The organism is Georgenia sp. Z1344 (assembly GCF_057652375.1).
In genome coordinates this window covers 256,335-268,790 of record NZ_CM172728.1, presented here as the reverse complement: position 1 = coordinate 268,790, position 12,456 = coordinate 256,335, and the positions used below count along the sequence as shown (strand labels likewise).

General features: G+C 74.1%; 12 protein-coding genes. 7 read left to right on the top strand and 5 right to left on the bottom strand.

Annotated elements, in window-relative coordinates:
• Nucleotides 1–8: 8 nt before the first annotated feature.
• A complete protein-coding gene (locus tag AC24FB_RS01215; RefSeq protein WP_425715747.1) occupies nucleotides 9–893 on the bottom strand; it encodes a hypothetical protein in 885 nt (294 codons plus the stop codon).
• Nucleotides 894–1,119: 226 nt separating this feature from the next.
• Here AC24FB_RS01215 and AC24FB_RS01210 point away from each other — a divergent pair, with 226 nt between their 5' ends.
• On the top strand, nucleotides 1,120–1,740 hold the full coding sequence (locus AC24FB_RS01210) for an NUDIX hydrolase (protein WP_425715746.1): 621 nt from the start codon (nucleotides 1,120–1,122) through the stop codon (nucleotides 1,738–1,740).
• 18 nt (nucleotides 1,741–1,758) lie between these two features.
• On the opposite strand, the gene AC24FB_RS01205 is transcribed toward AC24FB_RS01210, so the two are convergent.
• Together AC24FB_RS01205 and AC24FB_RS01200 are read right to left on the bottom strand one after the other, a co-directional pair.
• Entirely contained in the window at nucleotides 1,759–2,361 is a 603-nt protein-coding gene (locus AC24FB_RS01205; RefSeq protein WP_425715745.1) for a hypothetical protein, read from the bottom strand.
• A gap of 10 nt (nucleotides 2,362–2,371) precedes the next feature.
• Nucleotides 2,372–3,406 (bottom strand): COX15/CtaA family protein, encoded by a 1,035-nt coding sequence (locus tag AC24FB_RS01200; protein WP_425715744.1) that lies wholly within the window; start codon nucleotides 3,404–3,406, stop codon nucleotides 2,372–2,374.
• Between the two features lie 69 nt (nucleotides 3,407–3,475).
• Here AC24FB_RS01200 and AC24FB_RS01195 point away from each other — a divergent pair, with 69 nt between their 5' ends.
• Nucleotides 3,476–3,895, top strand: a complete 420-nt coding sequence (locus AC24FB_RS01195) for a serine/threonine protein phosphatase (protein WP_425715743.1) — start codon at nucleotides 3,476–3,478, stop codon at nucleotides 3,893–3,895.
• Between the two features lie 36 nt (nucleotides 3,896–3,931).
• On the opposite strand, the gene AC24FB_RS01190 is transcribed toward AC24FB_RS01195, so the two are convergent.
• On the bottom strand, nucleotides 3,932–4,690 hold the full coding sequence (locus AC24FB_RS01190; RefSeq protein ID WP_425715742.1) for an ABC transporter permease: 759 nt from the start codon (nucleotides 4,688–4,690) through the stop codon (nucleotides 3,932–3,934).
• Entirely contained in the window at nucleotides 4,687–5,808 is a 1,122-nt protein-coding gene (locus AC24FB_RS01185; protein ID WP_425715741.1) for an ABC transporter ATP-binding protein, read from the bottom strand. The genes AC24FB_RS01190 and AC24FB_RS01185 overlap by 4 nt, the downstream gene beginning before the upstream one ends.
• A 214-nt stretch (nucleotides 5,809–6,022) precedes the next feature.
• On the opposite strand from AC24FB_RS01185, the gene AC24FB_RS01180 reads away from it, so the two are divergent.
• From AC24FB_RS01180 to xylB, 5 genes are all read left to right on the top strand, one after another.
• On the top strand, nucleotides 6,023–7,057 hold the full coding sequence (locus tag AC24FB_RS01180; protein ID WP_425715739.1) for an alcohol dehydrogenase catalytic domain-containing protein: 1,035 nt from the start codon (nucleotides 6,023–6,025) through the stop codon (nucleotides 7,055–7,057).
• Complete coding sequence (locus AC24FB_RS01175) at nucleotides 7,054–7,482, top strand: cupin domain-containing protein (RefSeq protein WP_425715738.1); 429 nt, start codon at nucleotides 7,054–7,056, stop codon at nucleotides 7,480–7,482. Before AC24FB_RS01180 ends, AC24FB_RS01175 begins: the two co-directional genes overlap by 4 nt.
• Before the next feature lie 53 nt (nucleotides 7,483–7,535).
• Nucleotides 7,536–9,467, top strand: a complete 1,932-nt coding sequence (locus AC24FB_RS01170; RefSeq protein WP_425715737.1) for a helix-turn-helix domain-containing protein — start codon at nucleotides 7,536–7,538, stop codon at nucleotides 9,465–9,467.
• 103 nt (nucleotides 9,468–9,570) lie between these two features.
• Nucleotides 9,571–10,779, top strand: coding sequence for an FAD binding domain-containing protein (locus AC24FB_RS01165; protein WP_425715736.1), 1,209 nt, complete (start codon nucleotides 9,571–9,573; stop codon nucleotides 10,777–10,779).
• 190 nt (nucleotides 10,780–10,969) lie between these two features.
• A complete protein-coding gene (gene xylB, locus AC24FB_RS01160; RefSeq protein ID WP_425715735.1) occupies nucleotides 10,970–12,388 on the top strand; it encodes a xylulokinase in 1,419 nt (472 codons plus the stop codon).
• The last annotated feature ends 68 nt before the right edge of the window (nucleotides 12,389–12,456 follow it).

The window sequence follows — 12,456 nt, the reverse complement described above, 5'->3', positions numbered from 1 at the left end:
CCTTCCCGTCACCGACGGGAGCCGAGCTTTGTCTCCTCGTGCCGCAGCAGGTAGCGCATGAGGAGCCAGGCCGGCACCCCGATGAGCACGGCCAGCACCGCGCCGAGGATCAGGCCGGTCGGCAGGTCGTCGGTCACCAGGCCGCCGATCGCGCCGACGACGATGAGCACGACGGCGATGACCAGCGGGCTCCAGCGGGCGATCGCGATCTGGGCGCGGGTGGCCGCTCGCTTCGCGGAGTTCGGCAGTTGAGTCGTGGTCGTGGTGTTCGTTGGCCGCTCGGGAGTCGTGGGAGCGCGCGGTCCCTCCGGCGACGGGTCGTTCGTCGTCGTCGGGGGTCTCGTCGTCGGGGCGTTCCCGATCCGGATGTGATGCCCGGCGGACGCGAGCGGGTCGAGGTCGTCGACGCGCCGGCCGAAGATCCAGTGCGACGCGGCCGCGAGGAACTCGCCGGGTCGTGAGCCGCCCCGGTGGAGGTCGGGTGTCTCGAAGGGCAGCGGCGCGCCCCTGCTCATCCCGTAGGCGTCCTCGAGGTCCGCGTCGTCGTCATCCTCGTCGAGGACCACGTACCGCTCGCCGTCGGGGCCGGCGTAGGTCAGCTCGACGAGGCCGGCCGTGTCGTCGTAGGTGAGGTCCACCCGCACCGTCGCGTCGTCCGGCGGCCGCGCGATCGCTGTGTGCCAGTCGGTCTCGAGGTCGCGCGACGGGAACGTGAGGATCGTGTCCCCGACGACGAGGATCCGGAACGACGACGCCGTGCGGTCCCTGGCCGGCACGAGGACCAGGTCGTCGCGGCCGAGCAGGGAGCGGGCGGCGGCGAGGGCGCGGTCGGCGTCGGCCGAGGCGTGTTCGGCGATATCGGTGGCGGGCCGGCCGCGGCTCCAGCTGATCACCCGCACGGGAACACTGCCCCTTCGGTCGAGCTGCCGGACCCGACCAGTCTAGGAATCGGTCCGGTGCTCGAGGCCGACCGCGCCGACGTCGTGGAGCACGGAACGCGTTCGGCGTGTCGCGTCGTCGGCGTGTCGCCGCGGACTCGCGGGCAGGAGGATGTCCGGAGGGCAAACCTCACCCGTCGAGGGGATGCGAGGGGTGGGAGTCGTCGGTGATGATCGAACGATGCACGCTGAGCTCTCCTACGAACGGTCGTGCCGCGCGCTGCTCGTCGACGGCGCCGGCCGAGTCCTTCTCGTCGCTGATCAGAGCCGCGCGGGGACCGTCTGGGCGGCTCCGGGCGGGCCCGCCGCCATGGGCGAGGCCCCGGAGCCTGTCCTGCGACGCGCGCTCCATGCCGCGACCGGGCTGCGCCTCGCCGAGGGTGCGCTGCGCGACCTCGCCTGGATCCAGCACGTGCCCACCGCGCCGGCCGGACCGAACGGCGGCGGTGAGGTCGTCGACGAGGTCTACCTCGTGCGTGTGCCCCACTTCGAGCCCGCGCCGGTGGCGGAGTCTGCGCCGGCGCCAATGGCTGCCGTCGCCCGGCCCGGCGGACCGACCATGCTGCGGGAGGAGCCGCTGCCCGGGACCGGCGACGTCGCGACGATGGCGCAGGTCCCCGTGCGGGAGCGCGTGTCGGTGGACAACCGGACGATCCGCTGGTGGTCGGCGGACGAGATGACCGAGGCCGCCGGGCGCGGCACCCTGTTCAGCCCCCGCGACCTCCCGACCCGGCTGCCGGCCCTGCTCGCGTCGGCCTGGGACATGCCGGTGGGGGAGCCGGCGACGATCCACGGCTACTGATCGTGGTTCGACGACGCCTCAGCGACTGCCGGGCCCGCGGACCCAGGCCTCGGCGTGCGTCGCCACGTCCTTGCTCGACCCCTCGAGCGCGGCGTCGAGGTCCGCGACCCGGTAGCTGAACGCGCCGGCCCAGTCGGACACGACGACCTGGCCGTCGGCGACCCAGAACGAGTACGTCGCCTGCCCCTCGAGCTCGAGGACGTACGGGGTGGCGGCGATCGGCGCGCCGTCGAGGCCGTCCACCTCACCCTCCTCGCCGCGGCGGAGCGCGGCGTGCAGCGTGCCGAGCGTCGACTCGTCGAGCCGGTTCCACTCGTAGCCGTCCTGCCCGGCGGCCACGAGGTCCTCGACCACGAGGATGTCGGCGTAGCTGGGGATCGACCCGGGCGCGACCTCGCGGGCGCCGAGCGTGGCGATCGTGCCGCCCACGTGGTCGGCCATCTCGAGCGACGTCCACTGGTCGGGCCGCCCGGGGTGGACCACCCGGATCGCGACCCGGTACAGGGTGTCGCCGGGCTCGACGAAGCAGGTGAGGAACCGCGTGCCGCTGGCCGAGTCGGCTCGCAGGAGCACGCCTGCGCTGCCGTCGGCGCCCCGGAACGCCTCGTGGACGATCGTCATGCGGTCGAGGTTATCGGCCGTTCGAGGGCACGGACGACGGGGTCCCGAGGTCGAGGTCCCCTGTCGACGCCCAGCGGTCGACCGTCGAGGCCCACAGCCACGTGGTCGCCCCGACGACGAGCGCCGCGATGAGCATGTGCAGGATGACGAGCCCGCCGGGAAGCCCCATGTTGTGCTGGACGATGCCGGTCACCGCGCCCGCCACGGTGAGGCCGACGAGCGTCCAGGCCGCCGTGACGGCGCGGCCGAGAGCGGGCTGCGCGCGTCGTCGTCGGAGGAGAAGAAGGAGCACGACGACGAGGACCGCCGTGAACGCGTACACCGTCCACGCGTGCGCGCGGGTGATGGCGAGCGGGTCGAGGGCCCAGCGGTAGGGGTGGGTGTCGTCGCCGGAGTGCGGTCCGGCGCCCGTGACGATCGTGCCGAGGACGGTCATGACGGCGGCCAGAGCCACGAGCACGACGACGAACGTCCGGGTCCGTGCGTCGAGCAGCGGGCGCGGCTCGGTGTCCGGCGACGCGAGGCGGACCAGCAGGTAGGTGGAGAACGCGACGAGGCCGAGCGAGACGTACATGTGCAGGCCGACGACCGCCGGGTGCAGGTCGAGGAGCACCGTGATGCCGCCGATGACCGCCTGGAGGATGACGCCCGCGAGCGGGGCGAGCGCGAGGGCGTGGAGACGGTCGGGGCGGCGCCGGGTGGGCTCCGTGCGCCACACGAGGACGACCAGCGCGAGCGCGACGACGCCGAGCACGCCGGTCAGCGTGCGGTTCCCGAACTCGATGAACGCGTGGTAGCTCGTCTCCTCGTGGAAGACGGGCGTGAACTGTCCTGGCTCGCACATCGGCCAGGTCGAGCAGCCCAGGCCGGAGCCGGTGACGCGGACGAGCCCGCCGGTGACGATGATGCCGATCTGGCACACGAGGTTGGCGACCGCGACCCACCACGTGAGCGGCGAGACGAGGTCGCGGCGCGAGGGCCGGACCGGACCGCCTCCGCCGTGCTGCGACGTGGGGGCCTGGTCGGTGGGGGGCGCTGCGCTCACCCGCCCAGGGTACGTCCGGCGGCGGAGATTTCCCTTGCCGATCGGGGTGACGTCGCTAGCGTCGAGGGCGTGAACGAGCACCCCGCGGGCGGCCCGACGGCCGGCGTGCCGACAGGCCCGCCCGGTATGTCCGACCTGACCTCCTTCGACCATGTCCGGCCCGACGACGGCGAGCACGTCGGGTACCTCGGCATGACCACCGACGGACTGTTCGTCCCGTTCGACCGCCTCCACCGACGCCGCGGCCCGGCGTCCGAGCTGGACGAGGCCGAGACGCTCCTCGAGGAGCTGGGGCTCGGCTACCTCGCGGAGAGCTGGTGGCTCGAGGTCGACGGCGAGCAGGTCGCCGTGCGGATCGTCGAGCTGCGTCGGGACGTCGTGGTGGTCGCGCGAGCGATGGAGGACATGACCGCGCACGTGGCCAAGGCCCTCGACCTCACGCGGACGATCGAGCTCGCGCTGCCGACGGACCGGCTGACCCCGGCCTGACCCGCACTCTCGACCAGCTGGGGGAGCCCGCGGGGGTCACTCCTGCCAGCGGACCACGCGGGCGGCGACCACGGGCAGCACGACCGCCCACGCCGCGAGGATCGCGACGGAGAGCCAGTCGGGGGAGCCCGGCGTCGCGAGCGAGCGGAGCGCCTCGCCGAGCGCGCCGGACGGGGTGACCGAGACGATCGCGCCCCACCAGTCGGGGTAGGTCGACGTCGGGGCGAGGACCCCGCCGCCGGCGGCGAGCAGGACCCACAGGGTGTTGGAGATCGCGAGGACGGCCTCCGCGCGCAGCGTCCCGCCGACGATGACGCCGAAGCCGGTGAACGCCGCCGTCCCGAGGAGCACCGTCAGCAGGCCGACGGGCACGGTGACCGGCCACGCGCCGAGGTCCGGCCGCCAGCCGACCACCAGTGCGGTCGCGGTGAGCAGCACGACCTGGACGACGACGAGCGCGAGCACCGCGCCCGCCCGACCCGCCAGGAGGCCCCGCGGCCCGAGCGGCGTGGTGGCCAGCTGGCGCAGCACGCCCCAGCGCCGGTCGAACGCGAGCGCGATCGCCACCGACGGCAGACCCGCGGCGCTGATCGCCAGCGCGAGGGCCGAGCCGAGGGCCGCGCCGTGCTCCTGGCCGGAGTCGGAGAGCGGGAGGTCGACGATGCCGGTGATGACGAGCCCGATCAGCGCCCCGATCGGCATGAGGAGGGTGAGCAGCAGCTGCTCGCCGTTGCGCAGCGTGCCGATCGTGTCGAAGCGGGCCTGGGCGAGGGCCCGGCGCAGCGCGGGGCTCATCGGGACCTCCGACGACGACGGGCCGAGCTGCCGGTGGGAGCCGCCTCGTCCGCGGACCCGGGACGGTCCTGGTCGGTCCGCAGCGAGCGGCCGGTGAGCTCGAGGAACGCGTCCTCGAGGGTGCGCCTGCCCGCGACGATCTCGACGCGCGCGTGGCCGGCGGGGTTAGCGTGGGTCGGCTCCAGACCCGCACGTTCGACATCGGTTGCGCCGGCCACCCCGGACACCCGGCGCGCCACGAGGTCCGCGGCCGAGGCGACGGCGGCCACGTCACGCGCGTCCGGACCGCGCGTGCCGGGGGAGAGGAGCACGCGGGCGGCGTCGTCGTGGGCGGTGGTGGCGTCCGCGAGGTCGCGCCGCCCGGCCGAGGCGAGCTCCCCGGCGAGGTCGCGTGCCCAGTCCGCGGTGGGGCGGTTCGCGGGGGCGTAGGCGTCGACCACCGCGTGCCCGGCCAGGTCGCCCGGCGCGCCCGAGGCGACGACCTTCCCGGCATCGACGACGACGACCTCGTCGGCGAGCTGCTCGGCGTCGTCCATGAGGTGGGTGGTCAGCACGATCGCGACGCCGTCGGCCCGCAGCTCGCGCACGAGCGACCAGGTCTCGCGGCGCGAGCGCGGGTCGAGCCCGGCGCTCGGCTCGTCGAGGAACACGAGCCGTGGGCGGCCCACCACGGCGCACGCGAGCGCGAGGCGCTGGCGCTGCCCGCCGGACAGCCGGCGAACTGGGGTACGCGCGGAGCCGGTGAGGTCGAGGCGCTCGAGCAGCTCGCGCGGGTCGAGGGGATGGTCGTACATCCGCGTGACGTGCGCGAGGACGTCGCCCGCGCGCGGCGCCATCGGCAGGCCGCCGTCCTGCAGCATCACCCCGACCGACTCGCGCAGCTCGCCGGCCGCCGCCGGGTCGGCGCGGTCGAGGCCGAGCACGCGGATCGAACCGGAGTCCGGCCGGCGCAGGCCCACGCAGCACTCGACGGTCGTCGTCTTGCCCGCCCCGTTGGGGCCGAGCAGCGCGGTGACCTGGCCGGCCGCGGCGGTGAGGTCGATGCCGTCGGCGGCGACCCGGCCGCCGTACGCGCGGCGCAGGTCGCGCACCTCAAGGGCGGCGGGGGTGGGTGGCACCGGCTCAGGGTAGTTCGGGGTGCGGCGCGGGCCGGTGCGCGGCCGCCCGTCGGGCTCCGCCCGTCCCGGCAATTGCGGCCACGCCGTGCGCGGGTGTTCAGGCGAACATCGTGAGCGGTAGTTTGGTGTCTAGCCGGATATTCCATGGGGGACCGGCGAGCGGGTTCACTTCCGGAACGCGAAGCGTGTCAACGACGACGAAGGAGAGCACCCCATGAAGGCACTGATCTACGACGGTCCCGGCAAGATCGAGTGGTGCGAGCACCCGAAGCCGCAGATCCAGGACGCGACGGACCTCGTGCTCAAGGTGACGGCCACGACCGTGTGCGGGTCGGACTCCCACATCATCAAGGGCGGGTTCCCCGAGACGCCCGCCGGGCTCGTCCTCGGACACGAGGGCGTCGGCATCGTCGAGGAGGTCGGCTCGGCGGTCACCGCCGTCAAGCCCGGCGACCGCGTCCTCGCCACGTGCGTGACGGCGTGCGCGACCTGCCCGGCGTGCCGCGAGGGCCTGGTGGGCCAGTGCCGCACCTCCGGAGGCTGGGCGCTCGGTCACCTCATCGACGGGCTCCAGGCCGAGTACGCGCGGATCCCGTTCGCCAACACCTCGGTCTACAAGATCCCCGACGAGCTGACCGACGAGCAGGTCCTCTTCCTCACCGACATCCTCGCCACCGGCTACGAGGTCGGCGTGCTCCGCGGCAACGTGCAGCCCGGCGACACCGTGGTCATCGTGGGCTCGGGCCCGGTGGGTCTGAGCACGCTCATCACGGCCAAGCTGTTCTCGCCGTCGAACATCGTCGTCGTCGACCCCGTGGAGTCGCGGCGCGCGAAGGCGCTCGAGATGGGGGCCTCGCACGTGGCCTCCCCCGAGGAGGCGAAGTCCGTGGTCGACGAGCTGACCGACGGGCTCGGCGCGGACGTCACGATCGAGGCGGCGGGCTTCCCGGCGCCGTTCGAGCTGGCCGTCGACCTCGTCCGGCCCGGCGGCCGGATCGCCAACATCGGCGGCCACGAGACCCCGGTCTCCCTGCCGATGGAGACGCTGTGGTCGAAGATCGTCACCCTGACCACGGGCATCCCCAACGGTCTGTCCGTGCCCGCCCTCATGCGCGCGATCGAGGCCGGCACGCTGGATGCCACGCCGCTCATCACGCACCGGATGAAGCTGGACGAGATGGAGAAGGGGTACGACGTCTTCCTCAACGCGGCCGAGCACGACTCGCTCAAGGTCGTGCTGACGCCGTGACCGAGTTCCTCAACGACCTCCCGCTCGCCGGAGAGCTGATCGCCACGGACTTCGACGGCTGGTCCGACGAGCTGCGCCAGGAGTTCGACGACCGCGCGTTCGACGGCGCGGTCGGCTCCCGGCTGCTCAGCGAGAACGACCGCGTCCGCGTCTGGGAGATCCGGCTCGCGCCGGGGGAGCGCTGGCACGCCCACCGGCACGTCCTCGACTACTTCTGGACCGCGGTCAACGCCGGGACGAGCCGGCAGCACACCTTCGACGGGACCACGCGCGACGTCTCCTACGAGGCCGGCGAGACCCGCCACTTCGTGTTCGGCGCCGGCGAGTACCTGCTCCACGACATCGAGAACATCGGTGACGGCGAGCTGGTCTTCACCACCGTCGAGCACCTCGACTCCGCGAACGACCCGCTGCCCCTGCCGTGACGTCGTCGGCGCCCGAGGGAGGTGGGGAGCGAGGTCCGCGCCGCGAGCCCGCGGTGGACCTCCTTCCCGCCTCCGACGGCGCCGAGCACGACGCGATCGTCGGCGGCCGCGACGGGACCGGTGCCGGGCACGACCGGGCAGGGACCGGGCACGACGCCGGTGCGGAGCTCGGAGCGGGCGACACCTCGTTGGCAGGGTGGCTGCCCGCGCTGGCCCGGATCAGCGCGGCGCTCAACGGTGACTCGTCGGTCGTGGACCTGCTCGACGAGGTCGCCCGCACGGCCTGCGAGCTCCTCGGCTACGACTTCTGCGCGGTCACGCTGCCCACCGGCGACCGCACGGCGCTGCTCATCCAGGGGGCGCACGGGCTCTCGGCCGAGTACGTCGCCACGGTCAACGCCGAGCACCCGATCCTGCTCGACGCCCACGGCTCACCGTCCTCGAAGGCCTTCCTCACCGGGACGGCGCACCAGATCGAGGACGCGCTGCACGACCCGCGGTTCCGCCCCTGGGGCGGTGTGGCCCTGCAGCAGGGGTACGCCTCGCTGCTGGCCGTGCCGCTGGTCGCGGGTGGCGAGCCGCTCGGCACGCTCAACTGCTACACCTCGCGGCGCCACCGCGCCGACTCCCGCGAGATCGGGCTCGTCACGATGCTCGCCGACCAGGCGGCCAACGCGATCGCCACCGCCCAGCTGCGGAGCAGCGAGCAGCGGACGATCACCCGCCTCAACGAGGCCAACCGGGATCTCACCCACCAGCGGGACCTCCAGCGCCAGTCCATGGAGATCCACGAGCAGTTCACGGCCCAGACGCTCGGCGGTGGCGGGGTCGCCGCCGTCGTGACGGCGCTCGCGCGGATCCTCGGCGCCCCTGTTGCCGTCCGGGACGTGGACGGCGACCTCCTCCATGCCACCGAGCAGGACGGGGCCGCACTGCCGGAGGCGCTCGTGCTCCCGCGGTGGAGCGATGGTGAGGAGACGTCGTTCCTCGACGGCGACCGGGACCGCACCACCGCGGTGGCGGTCGACGGCGTCGAGCTGCTTCGGGCGCCCGTCCTGCTCCAGGACGACGTCGTGGCGTGGGTCTGGGCGGGGTGCCGGCCGGACCAGCTCGGCGACCTCGATCGACGGGCGCTCGATCACGCCGCCACGATGGTGGCGCTCGAGGTACTGCGGCACCGCGCGGTCGCCGAGTCGATGTGGCGGGACACCGCCGACGTGCTCGCCTCGCTCCTCGACGACGGTGCGGCGTACGGCCCGACCCTGAGGGAACGGGCCGGACGGCTCGGCCACGACCTCGCGCTCGCGCACGCCGTCCTCGTCACCCACCTGGGCGCCGAGCCCGCGGCGCCGCCGGTGCACCGGATCGCGAGCCACCTCGCGAACGTGCTCGGCGCCGACGGCCCTCGTCCGCTCGTCGGCCGCCGGGGCGACCACCTCGTGGTCCTCGTGCCGGACGTCCCCGGCCGGGCCGAGGCGCTGCTCGCGGCGATCGAGGAGCACCTCGGGCGCCTGCTCGGGGCGGGCGACCGGGCCGGCGCGCCCCCGATGGTGACGGTGGGCCCTGTCGCCGACATCGGTGAGTACGGGAGCGCGGTGGTCGCCGCGGCCGGCGCCGTGGATCTCGCGCTGCGTTACGGACGCGGCGGCACCGCGGTCCACCTCGACCACACCGGGCTGACCGGTCTGCTGCTCCGCACGGCCGACACGGTCGCGCTCCAGGAGTTCGTCGACCGGACCGTCGGGGCGCTCGTCGAGTACGACGCGGCCAACGGCGCCCATCTCGTCGACACCCTCCGGGTGCTCCTGCGCACCAACCTTGGAGCCGCCCGCGCGGCCGAGGAACTCTACCTGCACAAGAACACCGTCAACCAGCGTCGCCGGCGCATCGAGGAGATCGTCGGCGGCGAGCTCGCCGACACAGATGTCCTGCTCGAGGTCGCCGGCGCCATGCGCGTCCTCGACGTCCTGCGCGTCCTCGCCTGACGGCACCGAGCACGCACGCACAACTCACCGGGGGCGCCGACCGACGGCCCCTCGCCTCGCCGCGCACCGCGCGAGCGGGACAACCGGAATCAGGAGACTCGACATGACAGTCCACCAGGGTCGACGCGCAGTCGTCGTCGGCGGATCCATCGGCGGCCTCACCGCGGCCCTGCTGCTGCGGGACCTCGGGTTCGAGGTGACCGTCCTCGAACGCTCCTCGTCCCAGCTCGACGGCCGGGGCGGTGGCATCGTCCTGCAGCCGGAGATGCTGCGCTGGTTCCGCGAGCGCAGCCGGCTGACCCCCGACGACGTCTCGACGCGCACGGAGTGGCTGCGGTTCCTCGGGACGACGAACGACCTGCTGCACGAGGAGCGGATCGACTGGAGCTACAGCTCGTGGACCACGCTCTACCGCGCGCTGCTGTCCGACTTCGGCACCGACGGGTACCTCCTCGGCGAGGTGGTCGTCGGGTTCTCGCAGGACGACGACGTGGCCGAGGTCCGGTGCGCGTCCGGGCGCATCCTGCACGCCGAGTTCGTCGTGTTCGCCGACGGGATCTCGTCGGTCGGCCGCCGGCGGATCAACGGCGAGGTGGAGATGGAGTACGCCGGCTACGTCGGCTGGCGGGGGACCGTGCCGGAGCACGAGCTCTCCGCCGGGACGCTCGACCTGCTCGGGGACGCGCTCAGCTACTCCCTCGCGCCGCAGACCCACATCTGCATGTACCCGATCCCCGGGCCCACGTCCGAGTCCCGGCTGATGAACTACGTCTGGTACCGCAACGTCCCCGCCGGGCCGGAGCTCGACGAGATGATGATGTCGAGCACGGGCTCGCGCGGCGGGGTCTCCGTCCCGCAGGGGCTCGTCCAGCAGCGGTACGTCGACGAGATGCGCGAGGCCGCCGCCGTCCTCGCCCCGGCGGCGACCGAGCTCGTCCGGGCGACCGCGGAGCCGTACATCCAGCGCGTCGTCGACGTCCGGTCGCCCCGCATGGCCGAGGGCCGCGTCGTCGTCATCGGGGACGCCGCGTTCGCCGCACGCCCGCACGCCGCCGCGGGGACCGCCAAGGCCGCGGAGGACGGCTGGAGCCTCGCCGAGGCGCTGTCCGGCACGGAGGACGTCACCGGCGTGCTCGCCGGGTGGGAACAGGAGCGGCTGACGGTCGGGAACCAGCTCGTCGACCGGGTGGCCTGGATGGGGGACGTCGTCCAGCGGGACAGCAGCTGGGACCCGGGCGACCCGGCCATGCGCTTCGGCCTGCACGGGCCGCGCGAGGTCGCGTCGGGCGAGACCGCTCTGCCCGTGCGGTAGCCCGCGCCGCGCGGGGCGTGCCCGGCTCCGCCTGCTCGAGCGCTCGGACCGCTCGGACCGCTCGGACCGCCCGGACCGCTCGGACCGCCCGGACCGCCCGGCAGCCTCCCGCCACCCGAGCCACCCGTGCGCGCTCCCCGGCGCGCTGCCACGATGGTCGGGTCCGCACGCCCCTCCAGGAAGGTCCGTCATGACGCTCGTCGCCGGGGTCGACTCATCGACCCAGAGCTGCAAGGTCCTCGTCGTCGACGCCGGCACCGGGGAGGTGGTCCGCGAGGGCCGCGCCCCGCACCCGGACGGCACCTCGGTCGACCCGAACGCCTGGTGGGACGCCCTCCTGGCCGCGATCGAGTCCGCCGGCGGGCTCGACGACGTCGCCGCGATCTCGATCGGCGCCCAGCAGCACGGCATGGTGTGCCTCGACGAGAACGGCGAGGTGGTCCGCGACGCGCTGCTGTGGAACGACACGCGCTCCCACACGGCGGTCGACGCGCTCAACGCCGACCTCGGGGCTGACGAGTGGGTCCGCCGCACGGGCCTGTCCCTCCTGCCGTCCTACACGGTGACGAAGGTGCGCTGGATGGCGGACAACGAGCCGGAGAACGCCGCGCGCACGGCCGCCGTCGCCCTCCCGCACGACTACCTCACGTGGCGGCTGCGCGGCTTCGGCCCCGGCAACGCCGACCTCGAGGCGCTCACCACCGACCGCTCCGACGTCAGCGGCACCGGCTACTGGTCCGGCACCACCGAGGACTACGACTTCGAGCTGTTCGAGCTCGCCCTCGGCCACCGCGCGATCCTGCCGAAGGTCCTCGGCCCGACGGAGACGGCCGGCACCACGGCCGACGGGATCCCGGGGGTCCCCGCGGGCCTGCCGATCGGCGTGGGCGCGGGGGACAACGCCGCCGCCGGCCTCGCCCTCCAGCTCGAGGTGGGCGACGCCGTGATGTCGCTCGGCACGTCCGGCACCGTCTACGCCCGCACCGACCGCCCCGTCCAGGACGAGCAACGCGTCCACGCGAGCTTCGCCGACTGCACCGGCGACCACCTGCCGCTCGCCGCCACCCTCAACGCGGCCCGCGACCTCGACGTGGTCGGCCGACTCCTCGGCCTCGACCACGACGAGCTGGCCGACCTCGCGCTCACCGCCGAGCCCGGTGCGGACGGCCTCGCCCTCCTGCCGTACTTCACCGGGGAGCGCACCCCGAACCTCCCGGACGCCCGCGGCTCACTGCACGGCCTCACCCTCGACAACCTCACGACGGCGAACCTCGCGCGGGCGACCGTCGAGGGGATGCTGGCCAGCCAGGTGGTCATGCTCGACGCGCTCAGCCGGCTCGGGGTGCCCGTCCACCGGCTGCTGCTCATCGGCGGGGCCGCCGACAACGCGGCGGTGCGGGACGTGCTGCCCCGGCTCGTCGACGTCCCCGTCGAGGTCCCGGAGCCGGGGGAGTACGTGGCACTCGGCGCCGCCATGCAGGCCGCCGCCGTGCTCGCCGGCGAGTTCCCGGCCTGGGAGAAGGACCGGGTCGCGCTCGAGCGGCCGGGCCTCGACCCCGTCGTCACCGACCAGCACGCGTCGGCCAAGGCGGCGCTCGGGTACGCCTGACGACGACCCGTTCGTCGTCGTGCCCCTGGTCACAGCCCCGCCGGACCGCGCCGGGACGGCGTGTGAGG

Coding starts and splice junctions, on each gene's coding strand:
- AC24FB_RS01210 (WP_425715746.1), top strand. CDS start 1,120: ATGCACGCTGAGCTCTCCTACGAACGGTCGTGCCGCGCGCTGCTCGTC.
- AC24FB_RS01205 (WP_425715745.1), bottom strand. CDS start 2,361: ATGACGATCGTCCACGAGGCGTTCCGGGGCGCCGACGGCAGCGCAGGC.
- AC24FB_RS01190 (WP_425715742.1), bottom strand. CDS start 4,690: ATGAGCCCCGCGCTGCGCCGGGCCCTCGCCCAGGCCCGCTTCGACACG.
- AC24FB_RS01180 (WP_425715739.1), top strand. CDS start 6,023: ATGAAGGCACTGATCTACGACGGTCCCGGCAAGATCGAGTGGTGCGAG.
- AC24FB_RS01165 (WP_425715736.1), top strand. CDS start 9,571: ATGACAGTCCACCAGGGTCGACGCGCAGTCGTCGTCGGCGGATCCATC.
- xylB (WP_425715735.1), top strand. CDS start 10,970: ATGACGCTCGTCGCCGGGGTCGACTCATCGACCCAGAGCTGCAAGGTC.